Origin of the sequence: uncultured Campylobacter sp., from assembly GCF_905371695.1 — a bacterium.
In the GTDB taxonomy this organism is placed as follows: Bacteria; Campylobacterota; Campylobacteria; order Campylobacterales; family Campylobacteraceae; genus Campylobacter_A.
Genome location: NZ_CAJPMA010000009.1, coordinates 1 through 24,191 on the forward strand (window position 1 = coordinate 1; position 24,191 = coordinate 24,191).

Below are 24,191 nucleotides of genomic sequence, written 5' to 3' on the forward strand. Positions count from 1 at the left end.
ATTTGGCGCTACCGTCCCGTGCTTAGCGCGGTTTTTATCCCCGTTAGCGGCGAGCTATTTTACGCCGTAAAAGGCTGCGATAGCGGATGCGAAATTTTAAGCGCGGAAAGCAAAACGGGCGAAAACGCGCAAATTTTCGGCGCCGAAAACGAATATTTTAAGGCAAGCGCAAGGTGCGCGATTTTAAAACAAAACCTAAAATTTAGCCCGCAAAATTTAGCTAAGTCGCGCGCGCTGAGCGGTAAAAATTTAATGTTCGTAAGCGGCGAAACGCCGGCATCCAAGCGCGTCGCGCAAGCGCTAAATTTGCACGAAATCCGCGTAGGCTCGGCGATAAAATTTTGCCTTTTGGCGCGCGGCGAAAGCGGGATTTACTACCGCACGCACGCAAGCAGCATCTGGGACAACGCCGCGGGAGAGCTGATCGCGGCGCAAGCGGGATTTGAGACGATAGATTTAAAATCGGGCGCGATGAGGTATGATCCCGCTCGCCTAGAATGCGGAAAATTCGTCGTAATCGGGCCGGAATTTTCGTCGCGAAAGGATGAAATCTTAGCGCTTTTAGGCAAATAGCCGCACGGATTAAAAATGCCCTTCGCGGTAATCTCGCACGAAATTAAGCGCGTTAGCCGCGTCGTTTTCGGGTTCGCTTACCTCGTAATTAGCGATAATCGCGCCGTTTTTTACGATTATCGTACGGCGAAAGTAAAATTCGCGTCCGTCGCCCGCACGAAACGTAGGCAGATTAAGCGCGGCTCGCAGCGCAAAACCGTCGTCGTTTAAAAACGTATACGGCGCGCCGACGCTCGCCTTAAACTCGGCCTGCGCGGCTAAGCTCTCGTGCGTACCCACGGCGATCACCTCGTACCCAAGCGCCGCAAATTCGCCCGCAAGCGCGGCGTAAGCTAGATTTTGTGGGGTGCAGCCCGTCATGCCGGCGCGAGAATTTAGCTCGCAGGGCAGCGTTTTGCCGCTTTGCCCCATTTTGGGGTAAATCACGATGACGCAGTCGTTGCGCCCGGCAAATTCAGAGAGATTAAACTCGCCTCCTTCGCACGTTTTCAGCGAGATATTTTCGGGAAATTTATTCATTTTACGTCCTTTTTTGATTGATTATAGCCGAAATTTTAGCCGTTTTAAACTAACGTTTTTAAAATTTAGGCTTACTTAGGCTTTGCATCGCGCCCGCGGCGTTTAGACTCTCGCGGCGGTTTAACCTTTGCTTTTAACGCGCAACCGAGCGAATTTTGCGTTCGAGGCTTTAAATATACGCGCTTACTCGCGGCCGTCAGCGAAGCACAAAACCGCGGGCTGCGCCGATAAAGATTCGGCGCGTAGAAACGTCCCGCTTAAACAAATACGTTTACCCCCAGCTACGCCGCAGCGAACTTAATTTTCGCCGGAGATAAAATTTGCGTTCAAAATCGCAAAATTTTACGCTCAAATTCGCCGTTTTGCCGAAATTTCAAACGCGAAACTAATTTAAACGCCGTGCGGAAAATTTCGGGTAAAGCTAGACGCGAGCCCGTCGCGGTCTCGAAATTTTTAAGCTCGCTTAAAGACGCTCGCGAGGCGACGAGTAAAATTTTAAAGCAACGACGCATAACGAGCAAAAGAACGCGCGGACTTCAAAAACGTTTTCGAGACGATGCGCGGTTTACCAGCGACACTACCAGCAGCACCGCAAAACTCACCGCCAGCATCATCCCCGCGTAAACGTGCGCCTTTGCGTAATCTAGCATTTCTACCGCTTCAAATATCGCGATGCTCGCCACCTTCGTCTCGCCTTCCACGCTGCCGCCGATCATTAGTACCACGCCGAACTCTCCCATAGTATGCGCGAAACTCACGACGACCGCGGTTAGAAGGCTAGGCTTAATGCCGGGCAGCGCCACGCGAAACAGCGTCGCCGCCCAGCCTTTGCCGAGCGACGCGCTAGCCTCGAAAAGCGTCCTCGGTAGCGCACAAAAGCCCGCGTAAACGGGCTGAAACATAAAAGGCAGCGAATAGATACAGCTGGCTACGACTAGACCCGCGAAATTAAACACCAGCCGCACGCCAAAAATATGCGCAAAAAACGCCCCCGCGGGCGAATAAGGCGACAGCAACACGAGCAAGTAAAAGCCCAGTACCGAAGGCGGCAGCACGAGCGGCAACGATACTAGCGCCTCTAAGGCGGACTTGCCGCGAAAGTCGCGCCGCGACATCGCGTAAGCTAGCGGCACGCAAAGGCAAAACAAAATCGCGCTCGTGACGAAGGCTAATTTTAGCGAGACGCAAAAAGGCGTAAAATCAATATCTGCGATGCTCATAAAAGCGCCTTTCTACGGGATTTTGCGAGAAATTTGAAGCTAAAATTTAAGCGGTAAAATTCGGCTTTATTTTTTACCGCTTCGGCTAAGGATTTTAGCGCGGCGGAAGCGAAATTTCCGCGACGAATTTCATACGGGGCATAAGCGCGAATTTTATGTGAAAATTTACGAAACGCAAATACGAAATTTTGAAAATCCCGTAAGAGAACAAGCGTAAAATTCGCGCCGAACGCTAATTCCTCCGCAAAAACGCGAGATTTTAGACGCCGCGCGAAATCGCTAGAATTTTTCATTTTTCGCGCTTTTTTAGCGTCATATTAAACGCCTTAGCGCTGACGACTACCTCGCTGCCTTCGCCTAGCCCGCGCGCTTCGGCGGCGCTTAATACGACTTCGCACAGCTGATGCCCTACTTGCGCTAGCGCGACGTATGCGGCGTCCGCGCGCTTGATACTTAAAATTTTACCGTTAAACGCCAGTTTTTGCGAGCCCGCTCTTTGCAAGAAAATTTCATCCGGCGTCCCCTCGCGCGCTATCTTGCCGCCCTCAATCTCAAACACCCGCGCCGCTAGCCTATAAATCTCGCTCACGTCGTGGCTTACTATGATCGCGCTTATGCAAAACTCCGCGTGAAGCGCGGCTAAATGCTCTTGCAGCTTGCCTCGCATCGAGTTATCAAGCGCGCTTAGCGGCTCGTCCAGCAGTAAAATTTCCGGTCTTCTCATTAATGCGCGCGCAAGCGCTACGCGCTGCTTTTGACCGCCGGAAAGCCGCGATATAGAGGCCTTTTCGAGTCCGCCCAGCTCGCAAATTTCAAGCAGCTTCGCCGCGAGCGCCCTATCTTTGGCCGCGAAGAGCAAATTTTCAAGCACGTTCATATTTTCAAATAACGCGTAATCTTGAAATAAAAAGCCTACGTTTCGGCGCTGCGCAGCTAAATTTACGCCCGCGTCCGAGTCGAAGAACACGCGCTCGCCCGCGCTTATACGCCCCTCTTCCGGCGTCTCAAACCCCGCGATCAAGCGCAAAATCGTACTTTTACCCGCACCACTAGCTCCGTAAAGCGCGACGAATTCACCCTTTTTAAAGCAAAAATCGGCATCTAGCGTAAATTCTCCGCCCGCGCCGTTTAGTCGCTTCTTGCACGCGATTTTTATCATTTACCGCCCTGCGTCAACGCCTCTAAAAGCACGCTTACGTGACTGCGTTTCAAATCTTTGGCCGCGGTTACTAGCAAAATCCGTCCGCGCTCTCCGGCTAAATTTCGCAAATTTTTAAGCGCCGTCGCGGCGGGTTCGTCTTTTAGTTCGCTTTTGTAGCGCGCGGCGAATTCGTCAAAATCGATCAAATTTTTATGAAACGCGCTACGAAGCTCGGCGCTGGGCGTAACCTCTTTTAGCCACGTAAATTTCGCGAATTTCGCCTTTATTACGCCTCTTGGATACAAGCGGTCGATAAAAAACGCGGGTTCGTCTCCCGAAATTTCCGCGTTAAGATCGTAAATTCTAGCAACTTCAAACATTTTGTTTCCTAATTTTGAATATAAACCGACGCGGCTTTTACGTACGCAAAAACGCGCTTATTTAGCCGCAAGCCGAGCCTACGGCAAGAAGCGGCGCTAATTACCGCGTCAAACTCGGCAAAGCCGCATTTTAAGCCCAGCTCGCATAAAATTTCGCCGTTATTAAGTGACGCGATTTCGCAGGCGATTTCATTCTCCGCCGAGCACTCTTTAAGCGGCGTGGCCGCGATAATAACGTCCGAACTTTTAAAGCAAAGCTCTACGGCGTCGCCCTCCTTGGCGTCCGAAGGGTTTAAAGATAGCATAAAAAGGCGTAAATTCTTATCTAAATTTTCGGCTCCGAGCGCCTTAAATTCGTAAAAGTTCACGCCCTCGTTCGTTTTAATAGATAAAATTTCCGCTTTTATCATTTCTGCGGAACGTTATAGCCGAATTTTTTGAAAATTTCACGCGCCTTATCGCCTAAAATAAACTCGTAAAACGCGCGAGCTTCGGCGTTATTTTCGGCGCGCTTGGTTAGCACGACGCCTTGGTCGATAGGCGTATAAAGCGAAGCGTCCACGAACGCGTAGTTAACGCCTTGCTTATACTGCGCCATTTTTGGATCGTATAGCGCGCTAGCTGCGATAAATCCGACGTCCGCCGCGCTTAAAGCTTGCGAAAGCGTCTCGGAAATTTTTTGCGTCCAGACGATATTTTTCTCGACTTCGTCGTAAATTTTAGCGTTTTTTAGCGCTTCTACGCTAGCCCTGCCGTAAGGCGCGGTAGCCGGATTTGCGATAGAAATAGCCTTTAATCCTTTAACCGCCGCGATACCTTTGCTAAAATCAACGTCTCTTACGCTAAACATAGCTAGCGCTCCTTGCGCGTAGATCACGGGTTTGGTAGCCGCAAAGCCGTTCTCGTCCAGCTTTTTAACAAAACCCATATCGGCGGCCAAAAACACGTCCGCGGGCGCGCCGTTTTGCACTTGCGTTACCATCGCTCCGCTGGCTCCTAGCGTTAGATTTACCTTGACGGTCGGATTTTGCTTGTTAAATTCCGCGATTAATTCCGGAAAAGCATAGCTCGTATTTGCCGCCGCAAATACGTTTATCTCTCCGGCCGCCGCCGCGATAGCGAGTAAAACGCTCGCAACGAAAACGAAAATTTTTCTCATTTTATACTCCTATGATGATTTGAGATTGATCGATATGCGCCGTTAGCTCGTCGCCCGCGCCGATTTGTAAATTCATCGCCTCTTGCTTTGAAATTATCGCGGTTAACGTCTGTTCGTTGCCAATTTCGAGAGAAATTTCGGCGCTTGACTCGCCGATTTTAGCTTCGATAACCTTGCCGTTTAGATTATTTTGCGAGTCGGGCCGCGCGCTTTTTGCCAGCGTTACGGACGGGGCTTTAAAGATAAAAACTACCTTTTTGCCCGGCTCTAAGCCCAAATTTTTCTCGCTTTCGCGCGTGATCGTCGCCGCTAAAATTTCCCCGCCCGCGAGGCGCGCTAAAATTTGAGTATTTACCGCGCCCGTTTTTATCTGCGTAATCTCGCAGGCTAGCTGGTTGCGAGCGCTTAAATTTAGGCTCATTCGGTTTAGATTAATAACGTCTAATTCGTCGAAATCGACCTTCTCGCAAAGCCTAGATAAAAATTCCTTCTGCGCCTCTTGCAGCGCGTCGTAAAGCGCGATCATCCTCTCTCCGTAAGGGCTTAACTGCGAGCCGCTGTTTTTCTTGCTTCCTTCGGCTCGCACGATGAGCGGTTTTGGGCTTTTATTATTAATAATATCTAAGCTGTCCCACGCGTTTTTATACGAGATACCCACGACGTCGGCGGCTTTGGTTATGCTTTTAGTTTGTTTAACCGCCTTTAAAAGCGCGATATGCTTGCCTAAAACGTGCGTACCCGCGTCTAAAAAAAACTCTAAATTTACGTCCGCTTTCATTTTTCTCCCTTAAAATTTTCAGTATAAAAAAATAATTTCGTTAGTATAAAAAAATATATATTTAAGCTAGCTTAAAATTTCGGGCCCGAAATTTACTTATTTCAAAGTTATAAAAAGATAAAATCTAGGTTCAAATTTTAACAAGGAAAAATATGCGCTTTTTTATATCGATACTCTTTTGCGCGGCGCTGGCATTAGGCGCGCAAAGCGAAAATTTAGATAAAAATACGAGCGATTTCGACGTAGAGTTTAAAGAAACTACGCCCATCGCGGACCCGCTTAGCGGTTACAACCGAGCAATGACTAGCTTTAACGACGCTTTTTACGAATACGCTCTAATCCCCGTAGCGCGAGGCTACGCCTACGTCGTGCCCAAATCCGCTAGAACGGCGGTTTCAAACTTTTTTGATAACCTAATGTTTCCCGTTCGCTTCGTAAATAACCTGCTTCAATTTAAATTTAAAAACGCGGGCGAAGAGACGCTACGATTTTTAGCAAATACTATCATAGGCTTCGGCGGACTAACCGACGGAGCGCAGTATTACGGGCTAACCAAACGCGACGAGGACTTCGGACAGACGCTTGGAGCCTGGGGGCTCGGCGGCGGATTTCACGTCGTGCTGCCCGTGCTAGGGCCTTCAAACGCGCGCGACGTAGTAGGGCTTGTAGGAGATGCGTTTTTAAATCCGGTAAATTACCTAGACAGCCACTGGGCGGCATTCGGCATTAACGCGTATAAATACCTAAACGACTTTTCGCACGATCCCAATGCCTACGACAATCTCAAAAAAGACGCCGTGGATTTATATCCGTTTTTACGCGACGCCTACGAGCAGCGTCGCAACCACCTAATCAAGGAATAAAATGAAAATTTTAAGATCTATTTTAATCAAATTTTGCGCGGCGGCGCTAGCGTTTAGCGCGGTTTACGGCGTAAGCGAAAACGAAATAAAACCCGACGTGCAGGCGCGCACGGATAAGGCTATCGCCGTGTTAAAAGACGCGTCGCTAGATAACGCCGCAAAATCAAAAGCGCTGTTTGAAATTTTCGATCCGATCTTTGATTACAAACAAATGGCAAAGATCAGCCTAGGCAAGCGCTACAACGCGTTAAGCGCTAGCGAGCAGGCGGAATTTGACGCCGCATTCGAGCAAAAGCTAAAAACATCTTATATCGACAAGCTTTTAAGCTACACGAACCAAACCGTAGAGATCAAAGACGCGAGTAAACCTCAGCCCAATCGCTACTGGCTAAAATCAGAGCTTAATAGCGAAGGTAAAATTTACGAATTTATCTACAAATTTTACGACGCGGGCGAGCGCGGCTGGCTGCTTTACGACCTAGACATCATCGGCGTTAGCGTGATCCAGACCTACCGCAGCCAATTCGCCGACGCGCTAGCTAATGCAAGCGTGGGCGAGCTAATCGCTAAATTAAATCAAACCGCCCTGCCCGAGCAATCCGTAAAATAGATAAATGCGAGAAATTTTTAAATTTACCCTAAAATTTAACAAAGCCGTCTTATGCGCTATGATCGCGCTGACGGCGATTTTTGCGTATTTTAGCAAGAATTTAAGCATCGACGCGTCGGCTGAGACGCTGCTGCTCGAAGACGACCCGGACCTCGCACTTTGGCGCGAAATTTCGCAACGCTACGTCTCGCCGAACTATTTAGTCGTAACCTACTCGCCGAAGGCCGACCTGCTCTCGGACGAGAGCTTAAAAACGATTGAAAATTTAAGCAAGGAACTAGCTAAAAACGAAGCCGTAAGCGGCGTGCTATCCATACTTTCCGTACCGCTTTTAAATAGCGTGGAAGGCGGGATAACCGGCATTTTAAAACACGCTCCGACTCTAAAAGACGCGAATATCGATAAGAAAAAAGCCCGCGAAGAATTCGCGTCTAGCCCGCTTTATAGCGGAAATTTGGTAAGCGCGGACCTAAAAACTACCGCGATCGTGCTAAATTTAAAGACGGACGAGAAATTTAACGAGCTTTTAAACGAACGAAATTTACTCTCGCAGCGCGAACAAAACGGCTCGTTAAGCGCCGACGAGGCAGCAAAGCTTCAAAGCGTAAAGAGCGAATTTAAACGCTATCGCGACGCCGTCCGCGTAAAAGAGCACGAAAATTTAGAGGGCATAAAAGCCGTAATCGCGAAATTTAACGGAGCCGAGCAAAAGCTATTTTTAGGCGGGGCTAATATGATCGCCGACGATATGATAGGCTTCGTGCGCTCGGACCTTTATCTCTACGGCGTAAGCGTACTGGCGCTGCTCGCGTTTAGCTTGTGGCTATTTTTTCGTCAGGCGCGCTGGGTGGCGCTGCCGCTAATAATCTGCGCCGTAAGCGCGGTCTGGACGACGGGAATTTTCGGGCTATTTAACTGGGAAGTAACCGTAATTAGCTCAAACTACGTAGCGCTGCAACTAATCATCACCATCTCGACCGTCATTCACCTAGTCGTAAGCTACCGAGAATTTTACGCCAGGCACCCTGGATTTAGCCAAACCGCGCTCGTATACCTTACTTTACGCGATAAATTTAGCCCGTCTTTCTGGGCGATAGCTACGACCGTCATCGGTTTTAGCTCGCTAGTAACGGCGGGTATTAAGCCCGTAATTATGTTAGGCGTTATGATGAGCTCGGGCATCGCCGTATCGCTCGTAGCAGCGTTTGCGATATTCGGCGCCGCGGTGGTAAATCTAAAAAAATTGCCGCCCGTGCGAACCTTTGAAAATAGCTTTAATTTCACTAAAATTTGCGCCCTCGTAGCCGACGGCAAACGCCCGCTCGTATACGCCGTCTGCGCGGCGGTCGTCGCCTACGGCGCCTACGGCATTAGCAAGCTTCGCGTAGAAAATAGCTTCATCGGCTATTTTAAAGAAAGCACCGAAATTTATAAAGGCATGGACGTCATCGATAAGCAGCTAGGCGGCACGATCCCGCTTGACGTAATAGTGACGTTTAATGAGCGCGCGGCGCAAACGCCCGAAGAAAATTCTAACGGCGCGGCGGGTGACAAGGACGACTTTGAAAACGAATTTAGCCAAAACGCGGGCGACGCGAAATATTGGTTTAACAGCTATCGCACGCGCGTAGCCGAAAAGATACACGACTATCTGGCGCGGCGCGAATTCGTCGGGCACGTAAGCTCGCTGGGTACTTTGGTAAAAGCGATAAAAAGCCTAAACGGCGGTCAAGCGGACGATTTTTTACTAGCCGCGATGTATAGCGAGTTGCCGCAGCGCTACCGAGATATTTTGCTGACGCCCTACGTAAGCGTGGAAAATAACCAACTGCGTTTTAGTATGCGCGTGATCGACAGCGACCCGAATTTGCGCCGCGCGGAGTTTTTAAAAGAGCTAAACGCCGAGTTGGCCGAGCTAACTAAAAACGACGGCGTGAGCGTGCAAATAGCGGGTATGATGGTACTTTACAATAATATGCTGCAAAATTTAATCAGCTCGCAGGTCGATACGTTCGGACTAACCGTGCTGGCGCTTTTCATTGTTTTTTGCTTTATTTTTAAAAGCATAAAGCTCGCTCTCATCGCGATCGCGTCTAATCTTATCCCGCTGGGCGCTCTATTTGGAACGATGGGGGTATTTGGTATACCGCTCGACGTGATGAGTATCACGATCGCCGCCATTAGTATCGGTATCGGCGTGGACGACATCATACACTACGTCCACCGCTTCCGCGAGGAGCGCCTCTCAAAAAGCGTTAAACAGAGCGTTTACGCTAGTCACGCCAGCATCGGATACGCGATGTATTACACCTCTTTTACGATATTTTTGGGTTTTAGCGTAATGACTACGAGCGCTTTTATACCGACGATATATTTCGGCTTACTGACCGATCTGGTTATGGCGTTTATGCTGCTGGGCGCGCTAATTATCTTGCCTAGCCTAATTTTAAGCTTCGTAAAAGACAAGGTTAAAATTTAGGCGCGAATTTTCTCGCGCAAACGCTTGAAATTTACGGGAAAGCCGCAAAATTTCAAAGCAGCGGCGTATAAAAACAATAGGCGCGTAAGATTCAAAACGCAAGCGAGCCGAAACTATTTACCCACGACTCGCAAAAACAAATATACGTCCTCCACTCCGTCGATATGCCTCGCGTACCAAATCGCGTGCTTTTCATGCTCCCCGTCAGCTACTATCCCGCTAAAAACTACGTCGCAGCCCACGACCGAGACGCGCACGTTCGTGCTCGATACGTCGGTATCGGTAAATAAATTTTGCTTTAAATTAGCCAAAATTTTTAAAGAGCTACACGGATATTCGGGCTTTTTTAGGCGTAAGTATTCGTGGATCTTGCTTACTCCGCTCGTGCTTTTAGCCAGTTCTATAAGCTTTTCGCGCGCCTGCTCGCTTTCGATAAGACCTATTAGATACACCTCGCCCAAAAAGCACTCGATTTCAAGGTCGACGTTGCTAAGCCCGCTTGAAAATAGAATTTTGCTTTGGATTTTAGTCTGGATAAATTTGTCGCTTGCTATGTCGCCGAAATTTCTATGATCGCGCGAAACGGAATAAACGTCGTAGACGCTAAGCGCGTTCGTGGCGGGCGATAGCGGACCAGCGCAACCGCAAAAAAGCGCCGAAAATAGCAAATTTATCGCGACGAAGAGCCTCAAAACCGACGGTCCTTTGTAAAAATTTCGCAGATTTTACTAAAATTTATATAAATTTCGCTAAAATTGCCGAACCTACGGAGGATAAAGCGATCTGGTGGCGCTCGCGGACTTCAAATCCGACGGCGGGGCGGTTGACCGCTTCGCGGGGAGTTCGATTCTCTCATCCTCTCGCCAAGTTTAATCTCCCCCTAATTTACGCTATTTACGCGCAGTTTCGCTAAATTTTAAGCCCGCTGCTAAAATCCGTTCTCGGATTTATTTTAAGCCCTATCGTATCGGAAAATTCGCCGCGCAAAAATTTCTCGCGTCCCGCGCGCGCGATCATCGCGGCGTTATCCGAGCAAAACTCCAAAGGCGCTACGAGCAGCTCGCAGTCCGCGCTCTCGCACAAATCCCGCAAACGCGCGCGTAAATTTAGATTCGCGCTCGCCCCGCCCACGACGCCAAGACGCCGCCACTCGCGCCGCGCTAAAATTTTAGCCAGTTTATCCGCGACGTGCGCGCACGCAGCGTCCTCAAAGCCCGCGCACAGATCCGCCGCGTCCGACTCGCTCATCGCCTCCGCGCCGCCCAGCCGCTCGATAGCTACGCGCGCTTGGTTTTTAAGCCCCGAAAAACTGTATTCTAGGCGTTTATCGTGTAGCAACGGCACCGTGAAATTAAATCTTTCGCGAGCCGCGCTTTTAAGCGCTAAATTTTGTACGATCGCGCCGCCAGGGTAGCCGCGCCCGAGCATCTTTGCGACCTTATCGAAGCTCTCGCCGAAACTATCGTCGCCGGTGCTTGCTAGCGTCGAGACTTCGCCGAATTCGTTTACTTCAAGCACCATCGTGTGCCCGCCGCTAACTAGCAATACCCCCATCGGAAACCTCGCCTCGCTTTGCAAAAATAGCGAATACACGTGCCCGGCTAGATGATTTACGCCGATTAAAGGAACGCCAAGAGCGACGCATAGGGCTTTTGCCATACTTACGCCGCCGATTAGGCTCACGGAAAGACCGGGCTCGTTAGTCGCCGCAACCGCCCTAACTTTGCTAAAATACGGCTTTAAAGGTTCGATGAGCGCGGGCAAAGCGGCGGTATGCAGGCGCGCGGCAAGCTCGGGTACGACGCCGCCGTAGAGCGCGTGCTCGCTTTCTTGCGATATTTTTTTGTGGTAGATCAGCTTTAAATTATCGACGTCAAAAAGCGCGACGGAACTGTCGTCGCAGCTACTTTCGATGGCTAAAATCATCGTTTTCCTTTTAAAATTTCGGTCTATTGCGCCCCGTTTTCGGTTACGCGGCGTTTTGCGGGGCTATCCGTCGCAAGCTCGCGCGCCGATTGCGTTTCGCCGTAAAATTTCGGAACGGCGCTTGCTCAAATTCGGCGGTAAATTTTACTCGGCGCTTTAATTTCGCATTAAATAGCAGAGCAAACGCGCGTAGGCGGGCTAAATTTTATATTTACGCCGCAAATTTTAGAATGCTAAAATATCGCGGTTTAGCTTCGTCCTTGCCGCCTTAAATTTTTCCCGAAACGAAATTTGCGTTCAAAATTTGGCGAAATTCGGCCCTAAATTTTACCGAATTTGCGAAATTTAAACTTAAAATTAAGAGCGGAAGTATCGCAAAGCTAGATTAGGCGGCTTAAAAATTTTTGCGGCGGGAGTTACCTCATCGGTAACGACCGAGCAAAATTTAAGACAACGACGTATAGCAAAGCAGATAGCCGCGGACGGACGCACCGCCTTACTTAAACTCCACCAAAAACATCCCCGCGTACTTTTCCTTTCCTTCGCCGCTCTCATACGCTTCCACTCGGTAAACTCTGCCGCCTTTGTCCATCGAATACTGCTTTTGCAGCGATTTTAGCGAGATTTTCTCTCCCGCTTCGTCACCTTTTGCGTTGTATCCGATGACGTTTATCCGCGTGCCGCCTCGCTTTTGCACGCTAAATTCGCGCGAAACGACGATTTTATCGCCGCTTTTAAGGCTTAAACTTTTACCGTCGGCTATAACGGTTAATTCTTTAAAAGGCGGCGCGAATTCGAAAAACTGCGGACTTATGCGGGTTACGAAGCGGTTGCCGTATTGCACCTTAAAGCCGTCAGGTTCCTTAATTACCGCGATTAGCGGATTAGGCGAGTCGTATTTTAGCTCGCCTTTCTTAAAAGGCACGAATTTTAAACTAGGGCGCAAGTCGTGAACGTCCAACGCAAACGCATCGTCAAAAAAGCTCACGCGTATCTCTTTTTCAATCGCTTTTTTCACGCTCGGTACATCCAACGCGAAAGGGCGCGAAAACTCGATCCCCGCCGCGCGCATATACTCCTCGATCGCTATCAAGTGATAATAAACGCGCTGCTGGGCGTTTAAATTTTTGCTAGCTTCGTTTGCAAACGCCGATTTTTGACGCGTTACGGCGTAGTAAGTGAGGCTTTTTAGCATCTCCTTATCGCCCTCGGCGGTACGCGTGTTTTTTACGTGGTAAGCGTGCTTAGGATCAAGCAGGCGCGCGTTTATAGCGTCTCTGGCGCGCGCGGCGAGCTCGGCTAGCTCGGGATATTTAGCGCCCGCGAGCGTCTCTTGATCGATGATGCAGCTACTACCCCATTTTTGCGGATTTTCGTCCTTATTAACGTAGCTTTCGCGGTAATATCCGCTGCCGTCGTGTAAATTTAGGATCAGCGAAACGGCGGGATCTGCTATCACGTCTTTAATTTTAACGACCGATTCGTAATCGGGATCGTCGCGGTCTACGTGGGCGAATTTGCGGTTCATATCCCCTTTTGTGCCGCGAGAACGCTCGATGATGCTTGGAAAATTTAGGTTCGGCACGACCCAAAGCGAACCCTTGGTTATATTATAATCAGTCGCCACGATCGACGCCGCGAGAAATCCGCCAGGCTCGTCGCCTTGTATGCCGCCGATTAGTAGCATAGTGTTTGACGAAGGCTCGCCTTTTTTAATCAGCGCATAGTCTAAATTTCGCGCGGATAAAATTTGCGAAAGCACCGCAACGGCGACGATATAAGTTAAAATTTTCATTTGTTTCCTTTTAGTTTAGGCTCTTTTTATGCTTTAAATTCTACGCTCCGCGCCACAAAACCTTTACGCCGAAAATTCGGTTCGCTTTAAAATTTTAAAGGGCTACGAATTTCGCCGCAAACGTAAAATTTTCACCCAAGATAGAATTCGCGTTCATAATTTAAAACGTAAAACGACGAGCGAAATATCGCGAAACGTTTTGGAAGTCGCGCCGAAATTTTTGGCCGGGATAGGGCGGATAGCCTATCTACGAAAGAAAATTTCAAACTCTTTCAAAAATGGCCGCGAGAGGGCGCTACGACCGCGTAAAGCCTAGAAGCCCTCTATATGCTTCGTTCTAGGCAGCGCCAAATTTAGCGCTATCCCCACTACCGCTCCAAGCCCTATCCCTTTAAAACTCGTAACCCCCAGATCCACGACCATCCCGCCGATCGCGCATACCAAAATTAGAGCCACGATAATGATATTTCTAGGGTCGGCAAGATCTACGTTATGCTTTACCAGCGTCTCGATGCCGATCGCGGTGATGATACCGAAAAGCAGCAGCATAATGCCGCCTAAAACGGGCGGCGGAATGCTGCCCAAAATCGCGCCTAGCTTACCTACGAACGCCAGCATTATCGCAAATATCGCCGTAAAGGTCATAATCGCGGGATTAAACGCCTTCGTAAGGCTCACCGCGCCCGTTACCTCCGAGTAAGTCGTATTGGGCGGTCCGCCGAAAAACGCCGCCAGACTCGTAGCAAGCCCGTCCCCTAGCAGCGTATCTTTAAGCCCAGGATTTTTTAAAAAATCCTCTTTGGTAACGTTAGAGATAGCGAGCATATCGCCTATATGCTCGATCGCGGGAGCTATGGCGATAGGCAGCATATAAATTATCGGTTCTAGCTCGAATTTAGGCGCGCTAAAATTCGGTACCGCAAACCACGCCGCGCTTAGCACGCCCGAAAAATCGACGATCCCAAAGCACAGCGACGCCGCGTAGCCCGCCGCGATACCGCACAAAATAGGCACCAGCCGCCAAAATCCTCGCCCGAGTATCATCGCGGCGATCGTAGCCAGCAGCGAAATAGCCGCTATCGTCATCGCCGCGCCTTGGCTATAAAGCGCCTCGCTACCCTTGCCGGTCGCCATCGAAACGGCGGCCGGAGAGAGTATGAGCCCGATCGTCATTATGACGGGTCCTACTACCACGGGCGGTAAAATTTTATGCAAAAACCCGTCGCCTTTAATGCGGATTAATACGCTTAAAACCACGTAAAGTAGCCCCGCAAACACTAGCCCGCCCATCGTAGCGGCTATTCCCCACTCCTTGACGCCGTATTGAATGGGCGCGATAAAAGCGAAGCTTGAAGCTAAAAATATCGGCGGTACGTTCCTATGCGTAATCGCCTGAAACAGCAGCGTGCCGATCCCCGCCGTAAAAAGCGCCACCGACGCGTCTAGCCCGGTTAAAATCGGCACCAGCACGAGTGCGCCGAAGGCTACGAACAAAAACTGCAAACCGATTAGGCTTTGACGCGGATCGAATTTATATCCTTCGTATTTTTGCATTCTTTTCCCTTTTTAAAATTTTACGTTTGCCGTTTGCTAAAAAACCAGAATTTTACGCAAAAGCGCCGCGAGAAAGCGCGCTTTTTACGTACTTTCTTACTTCCTCGTCTAACTTTACGACCTCGTCTTCGCTTGAAATTTTAACGTCCGCGTAAATTTTAGCCGCGCTTAAAACCGCCCGCGAAATATCTAAAAAGCCGCATTCGCCGCGCAAAAACGCAAATACCGCGACTTCGTTGGCGGCATTTATCGCTACGCCTAGATCGGGACGCTCTAAAACCGCGTCTTTTAGCGAGAAAATCGGGTATTTTTTTAAATCTATCTCGCCGAATTTTAGCGGCTTTAAATTTAGCAAATCCGCATGCGGCGCAATCTCGCCGCCGCGTTTAAGCCGATTATTTCGTCCGCGCAAAAACTCGCCTAAATTTTCGCCCAGCGCGGCGTGCGCGATGGCTAGTTTCATATCCGCCCGCGAAATATGCGCGCTAGTCGAGCCGTCTATAAATTCCACCAACGCGTGAATCATCGACGCTGGCTCTATAAGAGCGTCTATTTTAAGCGGAATCGAGGCGGAATTTCGGGGCGCGGTATAAAGCCAATAAGCCTCCATTACTTCAAAAAGCTTATTCGCCATCGTGGCACTGTCGATCGTTATTTTCGCGCCCATAGACCAGTTCGGGTGTTTTAGCGCGTCCGAAGGAGTTACGTTTTTTAAGGCACGCAAAGGCGTTTTATAAAACGCTCCGCCGCTTGCGGTGATGATTAAGCGCGAGGCGGGTAAGGGATTTTGCAGTAAAAATTTAAGCCCAAAGTGCTCGCTGTCGATTGGATTTATCGCGCGCGTATCTAAAAATTTACCGCCCGCGACGAGGCTTTCTTTATTAGCAAGCGCCAGCTTTTTGCCAAGACGCTGCGTTTTTATGCTAGGTATTAGCCCCGCAAAGCCCACCAGCGCGTTTACGACCGTATCGCTCTCGCACGCTTCTAGCATTTCTAAAATTCCGCTCGCGCCCGCGAAAATTCGTGCCCGCTCTATACCGGCGACTTGCGAAACTAGCTTTTCGTCCCCTATGCAGACGAATTTAGGACGGAATTTCGCGATTTGCGCGTTTAAAGACTCTACGTTTTTAGCGCAGCTTATTGCCTCGACGCTAATGCCCGCGGCTTCGCAAATTTCAAGCGTCTGGACGCCTATGCTTCCCGTAGAGCCTAAAACTACCACGAAAGCGACCAAAGAAGCGCTACGACGCCGAATAAATAGCCGTCCAAGCGGTCAAGCATCCCGCCGTGCCCCGGAAATAGCGCGCCGCTATCTTTGACGTCCGCAAGGCGCTTTAAATAGCTTTCAAACAAATCTCCCCACACCGAAAATAGACTGATTAAAAAGCTAGCGAACGCTATTTGCAAAAATCCGTCCATCACGAACGAGCCGCATACGCTACCGGCTACCGTGCCCGCTACTACGCCGCCAGCGACGCCTTCTACCGTTTTATTAGGCGACGTAACCGAAAATTTGCGCTTTCCAAACGCCTTTCCGGCGAAAAACGCGGCGCTATCGGTCGCGGCGACGGCCACTACCAGCCAGACTAGATAGCCTACGCCGTATTCCGAATAAAGCATCCAAATCATAAAAATAGGCGTGGTCGGGTATAAAAAAGGCACGACCGCGCGCAGATCGGGAGCCTTGATATGCGCTAGCACCGCAGCTACCAGCATGACGGCGAATATCGCGATAAAAATCGGGTTCGTAAAAAACGTGAGCGTATAAAACGCGAGCGCGATAAATACGAGCTTTTTATCCTCGATGCCGTAGAGTTTGAGCGATTCGTTAAACGCAAAATATAGCGCGGCGCCCAAAACGAAAAAATTCAGCTTGTAGCTGTCGATAAAAAATAAAACGACTACGGCTGCGACCATAAATAAGCCCGTAACGATGCGAGAAGTCATTTTGCTTCCTTTAAAATTTTACGCGGATAATAGCTAAATTTTGCTTATACTTCTATATCGAGGCGGCGGGGCGGCGGGGCGGAATTTTCGTCCGCGTCTTGCGAAATTTCGTCGCTTTGCTCATTTTCATCGTCGCTTTTTTGCGCTAAATTTTCGCGCTCTTGCTCGCTCGCCTCTTCCTCGCCTTTTTGCTTTTCGTGCTGATTTTGCGGGTCGATTTTGTAAGTTTCTTCAGCCGGACGAAGCGCGGTTACGTCTTGTATTTCCTCGCTTGCTATTTGCGAAGCCAGCGCGCTTTGCAAATCGAAGCGAGCCTGATTATTCGCGTGGGTTTGCGAGACTACGGGCGCGTTTTGGTTTATAAAAGTGGCGTTTCCTACGGGCGTGATAGACATCTTATCCTCCCTACTCTTTTGTAACTATAATCGTGCCAAAATCCGTATAATTTACGTTTGCGCCGCTTAAAATTTTAACGTTGTTACGTTTGGTAAAATCGACCTCGTAATTTCCCGCGCCCAAAGAGCTAAAATTTACGCAAATTTTAGCGGCGAATTTTAGCGTTTCCTCGGGGACTTTGGCTTTTAGGGTTTTAATAATCACGTGCGCGCCGGGCAGATCTTTTACGTGCATCCAAACGTCGTCTTTGCGGGCGTTTTTGAGTAGCTCCGCATTTCCTTTTTCGTTTCGTCCGACGCTGATTTTATATTCGCCCGCGAAAAAATTTTGCGTGTTTAGGCTTTGCTTTTCTTTGCGCTCGTTCGCTTTGGCGCGCGATTTTTTAGGGACTAAAATTTCAAGTTCCTCGGCGCTTTTGGCGTCCGTAACAAGCGCGGCTAAATTTTCATAAAATTTGATTTTTTCGTTTAAATTTTCGCGCTCCGCTCCCACGCCCGCAGCCTTTGCTCTAAGGCGCTTGGAGCGCGAGTAAAACTCGTTTGCGGCGATTTTAGGCGGTAAGGCGAGCTCGTATTTTATCCGCTCGCCATTAAATCCCGTAAGCGTAAAATTTCGTTCATGCTCTTTTACCTCGCTTAAATTCGCCAGCAAAACGCTTGCTTGAAGCGCTAAATTTTCGCTTTGCGCCGTTAGCGAAGCTTCGCTTTCAAGCGCGGCTAAATTTTGCTTTAAAGCCTCTATTTTTTTATAAATTCGAGCAAGCTTTACCTCGCGAAGACTCGCCAAATTTCGCTCGTTTAGCCGCAAAAATTCGCTCTTAAAAAAATCGTCGAAATTTTCGATAGGAGCGACGGGTTTTTCTCTTATCTCAAAGGCTTCTAGCGGCGCTAAAACCTCGCCCGTTTCGATCTTTCGGTAACTATTATCCACGTGGCGCAGAGCTTCGACGATAACTTCCGCCTCGTCCGTGATTACCGCGTTCGTAAATCGCCCCGTAAATTCCAAATAAAGGTGCGTTTTTACGCTTTTGTAAGAGCCCGTTTGCGCGCAGGTAAATTTTAAAATTCTATTGTTTTTTAGGCACTCGACGCTTTGGATATAAGCTCCGTTTAAGCGTTTTTTTAAGACGTTATCGCAAGGCGCTTGATAAATTTTAGCCTGCGTAAAATTTTCGTTTTTATAAATCGCCGAATCTGCCTTGCTAAGGTCGAAAAATAGCCGCTCGCCGCCTGAAAATTCGATTTTTAGCGCCATATCGCTTACGCGAAGAACGGAGGAGATTTTTTTAAATTTTCCGAGATACTCGGCGATCTGAACTAAATGCGCGTATTTCATGCCAAAATTATAATTTTTTTTGCTTAAAATTTTAATTATTTACGCTTCGCCGTTACAATGACGCCGCATTTCAAAAAATGGAGAAAAAATGAAAAAATTTCTAAAAATTTCGCTGGTCGCGGCGATGGCGGCTTGCGCGCTAAATGCGGCGAATTACGAAGTAGACGCGGTTCATAGCAACGTAGGCTTTATCGTAAAGCATTTAAGCGTCTCAAAGGTAAACGGAAATTTTAAAAGCTATAAAGGCGCGTTTGAATACGATGCGGCCGGTAACGAGCTAAAATCCATGGAAGCCGTAATAGACGTAAATTCCGTAAATACGCAAAACGATTCGCGCGATAATCACTTAAAAAGCGACGACCTTTTTAGCGCGAAAAAATTTAAAGAGATCAAATTTAAAATGAATAGATTTGAAAAAGAGGGCAAAAACGAGGGTAAAATTTACGGCGATTTGACGATTAGAGACGTCACGAAGCCCGTAGTTTTGGACTTTGAGTTTAACGGCGAAGGCAAAAATCAAAAAGGCGAGGCTATCGCGGGCGTTAGCTTGGAGGGCGAAATTTTAAGAAAAGATTTCGGCGTGGGAATGGATTCGTCCGAAATAACGCTTTCAAATAAAATAAAACTGCAAATCGAGCTAGAAGCCGTAGCGAAATAATTTAGCGGCGCGCCTCTTGCGCCGTTTCTTAAAAAAGGCGAGGCAAAACCCTAGCCTTTTTAAATTTAGTCTATCTTTCGCGTTTAAATCCAAAATACTAAATTTTTCAAACAACAAGTTAATATAAAAATAAGCTTTGCTTAAATATAATCCGCCGAAAATTTAATGACAATCGTTATCAAACGTAAAATTTAGGGAGAAAATATGAGTAAAATTTCAAAAAAACGCGGTGTGAAATTTAAGGCCATCGGCCTATCTTTCGCATTAATTAGCGTAGCGGCGCAAACAAGTTTGGGTGCCGATAATAACGCCACCGCCACGCTAGAAGCTATCGAGGTTAGCACGAGCGCGGACGACGGATACCGCGCCGTTAGAAGCGAAGTAGGCAAAACCAACACGCCTATTTTAGAGATCCCGCAAACGGTGAACGTCGTGACGCAAAAAGTATTGCAAGATAAAAACGCACAAAATTTGAATGAAGCCTTAGCCGGAGTGAGCGGAATTTCTAACTCGAATTCAGTCGGCGGTCAATTTGACGTTTTTACCAAAAGGGGCTTTGAGGGTAGCTGGGATGATGGTTCCGTACTGCGCAACGGCGTAGTAAGCGGCGTTACTAATACCTTTGACGCGACGGCCGAGAGCGTCGAAGTGCTAAAAGGACCTGCTAGCTTATTTTACGGCACGCAAGATCCGGGCGGCGTCATAAATATAGTAAGCAAAAAACCGCTTTATGCGCCGCTTTATGAGGTAAAAACTGCGTTTGGAAACAATAAATACAGAGATTTAGGCTTTGATTTTAGCGATAAAATAGGAGATAGCGGATTTGCGTATCGCTTAATAGCCGATTACTGGGCGAAAGATTATTGGAGAGATTTTGGAAAATACGAAAATTTAACCGTATCGCCTAGTATTAGTTACAAGGGCGACGATTACCGCATAGACTTAGCTTATAAGCATAAAAAATATAAAGAGCCGTTTGATAGAGGTTTATTTATGCTAAATCAACCGTCAAATACGGCGTATCACGGGAAATTTATAGACGTCTCGAAGAAAACGAGGATGACTGATTACCTAGAAGAAACCAAAGGCAAAGTAGATAGCGTAGATTTAGGAGTAGAAAAGCATTTTGGCGAAAATTGGCTTATGAAATTTAACTACGGTTATTCTAGAATGGAGCATGATTACGGCCAGATAAGACCTTCTAGATTAAATCCCGCCGCAGGAACGATTAGATTTATGCCCGAGTATCAAAAAGGCGTTACGCACGTCACGCATTCGGGTTCGCTTAATCTAAATGGGATAGCGCAGTGGGGCGAAGTCGCTCATAACCTACTTTTTGGCGTAGATTTATACAAAATGAAGCAAAAAAGGCCCGTCCAATATAGAGGCGCGCCCAGAGTTATAAACATAGGCACGGGTCACTACGGCACCTTCGGCAGACCGACTACGCCCGAGAGATACGACCAAGTAAGAGAGTTAAAAACGCTAGGAATTTACGCGCAAGACGCTATAAATATAACCGATAATCTAACATACGTAGCCGGTCTTAGATACAACTACTACGATAATCTTAGATATAGATATAACGCTTCTCGGGTTTATTCAGAGCAGCTAAACGGGCACGGCGACGAGATGACTTATCAAACGGGCCTTTTATATCTTTTAACTTCTCAATGGTCTATTTATACCAATTATGCGACGTCGTTTATGCCGCAAACTAGCGTAGGACAAAACACCACAGGAGAGATCAAGCCCGAAGTCGGAAAATCCATAGAAATAGGAACTAAATTTCAAAACGATAATATTACGGCGACTATGGCTTTATTTCACATAAATAAAAATAACGTCATATATACCGACAGCAACGAAGTTAGCACGACTACCGGCAAGACCCAAAGCCAAGGATTTGAGCTAGATTTTAGCGGAAGGGTAACAAATAGCCTTACTCTAACTTCAAGCTACACCTATACGAAAACCAAAACTAAAAAAGACGAGAAAAATCCGTTCCTAGAAGGCAAGCAGCTTTCGGCGGTCCCTAAACACCAAGCTAGCTTATTCGCTACTTACGATTTTAGCACGCTCGGGTTAAAAGGCCTAAGGATCGGCGCGGGAGCTAGATATTTAGGAAGCTGGCTATACCACGCGACGAATACTAGGCAAACGTTTAAATTTGGCGACGCTACGACTTTCGACGCTTTCGTAAGCTACGATACGAAAATTTTAGGACGCGACGCCAGCTTTCAGCTAAACGGCAAGAATATCACCGATAAGCTCTATTTCGCCTCGGCTATCGCCACCGATAATATGCTTAGAGTTATACCTAAATACGGCAGAGAAGTTATGTTTACCGTAAAGGTAAAATTCTAGTGCCCAGACCCGTTTAAACGGGTCTCTCTCCTAATCGCGTAAGCTTCTTTCATTTCAAATTTATAAAATTTCGCTAAAATCGCCCGAAATTTAAAGGAAATACATGAAGCAAACCATCACCGAAAAGATTTTCAGCGAGCACGTAGGGCGCGAGGTTTTCGCGGGCGAGATCATCGAAAGCGACATCGACATGGTCATCGGCAACGACATCACGACTCCTATCTCCATCAAGCAGTTTGAGCGAAGCGGCGCGACAAGGCTTGCAAATCCCGACGGCTTTAGCATCGTGATGGATCACTACATCCCCGCAAAAGACATCCTAAGCGCCAACCAAGCCAAAATCAGCCGCGATTTTGCGTATAAGCACGATTTGAAAAATTATTTCGACGAAAAGGATATGGGCATCGAGCACGCGCTTTTGCCTGAAAAAGGCCTCGTGGTGCCGGGTGACGTCATCATCGGCGCCGATAGCCACACCTGTACCCACGGTGCGCTGGGGGCCTTTGCCACGGGTATGGGTAGCACCGATCTAGCCTATGCGATGATAACGGGCAAAAACTGGTTTAAGGTGCCGCCGACTATCAAAGTGATCTTTCGCGGCAAACTAGACCGCCACGTCTACGGCAAGGACCTCATCTTAGAGATCATCCGCCGCATCGGCGTGGACGGCGCGCTGTATAAGGCGCTGGAATTTACGGGCGAAACAATAGATAGCCTCGATATGGACGGGCGATTTAGTATGTGCAACATGGCGATCGAGGCCGGCGGCAAAAGCGGCATCATCGCGGTCGATGAAACCACGAAAGAGTTTTTAAAAGGTAAAAATTTACGCGCCGAGCCGAAGCTGCACTACTCCGACGAGGGCGCAAACTACGAGCAAATTTTAGAGATCGACGTTAGCAAGCTCGATCCCGTGATCGCCTATCCGTTTTTGCCAAGCAACGGAAAAAGCGTGCGCGAAGCGGTGAAAGACGATATCGCTATCGATCAAGCCTTTATCGGTAGCTGCACGAACGGCAGGCTAAGCGATCTACGCATCGCGGCCGAAATCCTAAAAGGCCGCAAATTAGCGCGCAAAACCCGCCTCATAATCACGCCTGCAACGCAAAAAATCGCCCTGCAAGCGCAAAAAGAGGGGCTGATGGATATTTTCGCGGAAGCGGGCGCGGTCGTGAGTAACCCGACCTGCGGCGCGTGCCTGGGCGGATATATGGGGATTTTGGGCGTGGGCGAGCGCTGCGTGAGCACGACGAACAGAAACTTCGTCGGCCGCATGGGCGATCGCACGAGCGAGGTGTATCTGGCAAACTCGGCTGTCGCCGCAGCTAGCGCCGTCGCAGGCAAGATCGCCGATCCCCGCGATCTTTAAAATTTAGCGGCTTGTCTCGCGAGCGTCTTTAACGGAGCTAGTAAAAATTTAGCTCGATAGACTACGTGTCTTATCTTCGCTAAATTTTTACGTCGCTTCTGCTTGCAGTTGCGACCGCAAGGGAAGCAAAACCCTTAAATCCATCTCGCGATACTTCACCTTATCGTTTTACGCTCGAATTTGAAGTCAAATTTAGCTAAATTTGCAAATTTTACTCGCCGAGACCCGCGTCTTGAAAACGTCAAATTTAAATTTTCGGCGCAACAGCGCCAAATAAACCTGCACGCAGTACAGCAACATCTCACGTGCAGTTGGGGTAGGTGGGGTTTCTGCGTCGCTGCGCTAGCAGCTGCAAGCAGACGGGAGAGGGTCTGCCTTTGGCAGTTGCAAGTGCTTAGCACGGCGCAAAGGAAGGCGACGCTCTACTTCGCTTAGCTCATAGCTGCAGGTGGTCTTGAGTCCCATAGGGCGACAGTAGCGACCGCAAGGGACGCTAAGTAAAGTCCCTTCCTCTCCCAAAGAAAAGAAAAAGGCAGCTCTTTTGTTTCGGCTCCGCTTTGCAACTGCAGAGCAGAGTGTAATTCAAACCCCATCCCCTTAACAAGAAAATCAAGATATTAAAAATACGGCAAAACGATTCAGAAAAATTGCATTTAAATTTAACTTCAAATTTGCAAATTTAAGTCACCGAAACTCGCGTCAAAAAATACCAAATTTAACTTCTACATATAGGCAAATTTAGCGGTCTTTAATCCTTAAAACGCCGTTATCGTCGCCAAAAGACCAAAGATAATGCCGGGCAAATTCGCAGCCGAAAGCGGATAGTCTCTTTTAGCTTTTAGCAGGCCGTAGCTAGTCCAGATCGTGCAGTTTATCGCTGCGGCTAGAGGCTGGATAAAAGGCGTCTTGTTGCCCTCAAGATTGCCCATTATCTGCGGAATATAGGAAATATACATAATGACCGACAAGCACGTGCCTATCCAGCCTAAAATTTGTAAATTTTTCTCGCTCATTTTTTCTCCTTTAAAACAAAAGGCGGCATTATATCATTCTCGCGCGCGTTTTTGGTAAATCAAAGCCGTTTTTAGCTAAATTTTGCTTTAAATTTCGGCGGAGAAAAAG

General features: G+C 48.2%; 24 protein-coding genes and 1 tRNA gene. 8 read left to right on the top strand and 17 right to left on the bottom strand.

Annotated features, from left to right (window positions below; all coding sequences use genetic code 11):
* Positions 1–573, top strand: a 573-nt coding sequence (locus tag QZ147_RS01465) for an inositol monophosphatase family protein (protein WP_295146357.1), incomplete at its 5' end; no start/stop codon positions are given.
* Positions 574–582: 9 nt separating this feature from the next.
* On the opposite strand, the gene QZ147_RS01470 is transcribed toward QZ147_RS01465, so the two are convergent.
* The 8 genes from QZ147_RS01470 to QZ147_RS01505 all read right to left on the bottom strand — a co-directional run bounded on the left by QZ147_RS01470 (position 583) and on the right by QZ147_RS01505 (position 5,770).
* Complete coding sequence (locus QZ147_RS01470; protein ID WP_295146358.1) at positions 583–1,092, bottom strand: redoxin family protein; 510 nt, start codon at positions 1,090–1,092, stop codon at positions 583–585.
* Positions 1,093–1,628: 536 nt separating this feature from the next.
* Entirely contained in the window at positions 1,629–2,312 is a 684-nt protein-coding gene (modB, locus tag QZ147_RS01475) for a molybdate ABC transporter permease subunit (protein ID WP_295146359.1), read from the bottom strand.
* Positions 2,309–2,605, bottom strand: coding sequence for a hypothetical protein (locus tag QZ147_RS01480; RefSeq protein WP_295146361.1), 297 nt, complete (start codon positions 2,603–2,605; stop codon positions 2,309–2,311). The genes modB and QZ147_RS01480 overlap by 4 nt, the downstream gene beginning before the upstream one ends.
* Positions 2,602–3,471 (bottom strand): ATP-binding cassette domain-containing protein, encoded by an 870-nt coding sequence (locus QZ147_RS01485; RefSeq protein ID WP_295146362.1) that lies wholly within the window; start codon positions 3,469–3,471, stop codon positions 2,602–2,604. Before QZ147_RS01485 ends, QZ147_RS01480 begins: the two co-directional genes overlap by 4 nt.
* Positions 3,468–3,833: a DUF488 family protein gene (locus QZ147_RS01490; RefSeq protein ID WP_295146363.1), complete on the bottom strand. Its 366-nt coding sequence runs from the start codon at positions 3,831–3,833 to the stop codon at positions 3,468–3,470. Before QZ147_RS01490 ends, QZ147_RS01485 begins: the two co-directional genes overlap by 4 nt.
* An 8-nt stretch (positions 3,834–3,841) precedes the next feature.
* Positions 3,842–4,243: a hypothetical protein gene (locus QZ147_RS01495; RefSeq protein ID WP_295146364.1), complete on the bottom strand. Its 402-nt coding sequence runs from the start codon at positions 4,241–4,243 to the stop codon at positions 3,842–3,844.
* Complete coding sequence (gene modA / locus QZ147_RS01500) at positions 4,240–4,992, bottom strand: molybdate ABC transporter substrate-binding protein (RefSeq protein ID WP_295146365.1); 753 nt, start codon at positions 4,990–4,992, stop codon at positions 4,240–4,242. The genes QZ147_RS01495 and modA overlap by 4 nt, the downstream gene beginning before the upstream one ends.
* A 1-nt stretch (position 4,993) precedes the next feature.
* Entirely contained in the window at positions 4,994–5,770 is a 777-nt protein-coding gene (locus QZ147_RS01505) for a TOBE domain-containing protein (RefSeq protein WP_295146367.1), read from the bottom strand.
* 152 nt (positions 5,771–5,922) lie between these two features.
* Here QZ147_RS01505 and QZ147_RS01510 point away from each other — a divergent pair, with 152 nt between their 5' ends.
* The 3 genes from QZ147_RS01510 to QZ147_RS01520 are packed head-to-tail and all read left to right on the top strand — an operon-like array spanning position 5,923 to position 9,722.
* Positions 5,923–6,633: a VacJ family lipoprotein gene (locus tag QZ147_RS01510; protein ID WP_295146368.1), complete on the top strand. Its 711-nt coding sequence runs from the start codon at positions 5,923–5,925 to the stop codon at positions 6,631–6,633.
* Between the two features lies 1 nt (position 6,634).
* Positions 6,635–7,243 carry a phospholipid-binding protein MlaC gene (locus tag QZ147_RS01515; RefSeq protein ID WP_295146369.1) on the top strand — a complete coding sequence of 203 codons (609 nt, stop codon included), beginning with the start codon at positions 6,635–6,637 and terminating at the stop codon, positions 7,241–7,243.
* A 4-nt stretch (positions 7,244–7,247) separates the two neighbouring features.
* On the top strand, positions 7,248–9,722 hold the full coding sequence (locus QZ147_RS01520; RefSeq protein ID WP_295146370.1) for an MMPL family transporter: 2,475 nt from the start codon (positions 7,248–7,250) through the stop codon (positions 9,720–9,722).
* Positions 9,723–9,835: 113 nt separating this feature from the next.
* Here QZ147_RS01520 and QZ147_RS01525 read toward each other — a convergent pair whose 3' ends face one another.
* Positions 9,836–10,414, bottom strand: a complete 579-nt coding sequence (locus tag QZ147_RS01525; RefSeq protein WP_295146371.1) for a BON domain-containing protein — start codon at positions 10,412–10,414, stop codon at positions 9,836–9,838.
* Positions 10,415–10,490: 76 nt separating this feature from the next.
* On the opposite strand from QZ147_RS01525, the gene QZ147_RS01530 reads away from it, so the two are divergent.
* Positions 10,491–10,588: transfer RNA gene (locus QZ147_RS01530), tRNA-Sec, on the top strand.
* Positions 10,589–10,631: 43 nt separating this feature from the next.
* On the opposite strand, the gene tsaD is transcribed toward QZ147_RS01530, so the two are convergent.
* From tsaD to QZ147_RS01565, 7 genes are all read right to left on the bottom strand, one after another.
* A complete protein-coding gene (tsaD, locus tag QZ147_RS01535; RefSeq protein ID WP_295146372.1) occupies positions 10,632–11,648 on the bottom strand; it encodes a tRNA (adenosine(37)-N6)-threonylcarbamoyltransferase complex transferase subunit TsaD in 1,017 nt (338 codons plus the stop codon).
* Between the two features lie 496 nt (positions 11,649–12,144).
* Positions 12,145–13,443, bottom strand: coding sequence for a M99 family carboxypeptidase catalytic domain-containing protein (locus QZ147_RS01540; protein WP_295146374.1), 1,299 nt, complete (start codon positions 13,441–13,443; stop codon positions 12,145–12,147).
* 312 nt (positions 13,444–13,755) lie between these two features.
* The gene (locus QZ147_RS01545; protein ID WP_295146375.1) at positions 13,756–14,997 is read right to left on the bottom strand and encodes a uracil-xanthine permease family protein; all 1,242 of its coding nucleotides are present in this window, start codon (positions 14,995–14,997) and stop codon (positions 13,756–13,758) included.
* A 52-nt stretch (positions 14,998–15,049) separates the two neighbouring features.
* Positions 15,050–16,231, bottom strand: a complete 1,182-nt coding sequence (gene dxr, locus QZ147_RS01550; RefSeq protein ID WP_295146376.1) for a 1-deoxy-D-xylulose-5-phosphate reductoisomerase — start codon at positions 16,229–16,231, stop codon at positions 15,050–15,052.
* Complete coding sequence (locus QZ147_RS01555; RefSeq protein ID WP_295146377.1) at positions 16,213–16,944, bottom strand: phosphatidate cytidylyltransferase; 732 nt, start codon at positions 16,942–16,944, stop codon at positions 16,213–16,215. The genes dxr and QZ147_RS01555 overlap by 19 nt, the downstream gene beginning before the upstream one ends.
* 44 nt (positions 16,945–16,988) lie before the next feature.
* A complete protein-coding gene (locus QZ147_RS01560) occupies positions 16,989–17,339 on the bottom strand; it encodes a hypothetical protein (protein WP_295146378.1) in 351 nt (116 codons plus the stop codon).
* A 10-nt stretch (positions 17,340–17,349) separates the two neighbouring features.
* A complete protein-coding gene (locus QZ147_RS01565) occupies positions 17,350–18,675 on the bottom strand; it encodes an NFACT RNA binding domain-containing protein (RefSeq protein WP_295146379.1) in 1,326 nt (441 codons plus the stop codon).
* A gap of 88 nt (positions 18,676–18,763) precedes the next feature.
* On the opposite strand from QZ147_RS01565, the gene QZ147_RS01570 reads away from it, so the two are divergent.
* From QZ147_RS01570 to leuC, 3 genes are all read left to right on the top strand, one after another.
* Positions 18,764–19,333 carry a YceI family protein gene (locus QZ147_RS01570; RefSeq protein ID WP_295146380.1) on the top strand — a complete coding sequence of 190 codons (570 nt, stop codon included), beginning with the start codon at positions 18,764–18,766 and terminating at the stop codon, positions 19,331–19,333.
* 204 nt (positions 19,334–19,537) lie between these two features.
* Positions 19,538–21,700 (top strand): TonB-dependent siderophore receptor, encoded by a 2,163-nt coding sequence (locus QZ147_RS01575; RefSeq protein ID WP_295146381.1) that lies wholly within the window; start codon positions 19,538–19,540, stop codon positions 21,698–21,700.
* Between the two features lie 103 nt (positions 21,701–21,803).
* Positions 21,804–23,069: a 3-isopropylmalate dehydratase large subunit gene (leuC, locus tag QZ147_RS01580; RefSeq protein WP_295146382.1), complete on the top strand. Its 1,266-nt coding sequence runs from the start codon at positions 21,804–21,806 to the stop codon at positions 23,067–23,069.
* Between the two features lie 755 nt (positions 23,070–23,824).
* Here leuC and QZ147_RS01585 read toward each other — a convergent pair.
* On the bottom strand, positions 23,825–24,082 hold the full coding sequence (locus QZ147_RS01585; RefSeq protein WP_295146383.1) for a SemiSWEET family transporter: 258 nt from the start codon (positions 24,080–24,082) through the stop codon (positions 23,825–23,827).
* Positions 24,083–24,191: the final 109 nt, after the last annotated feature.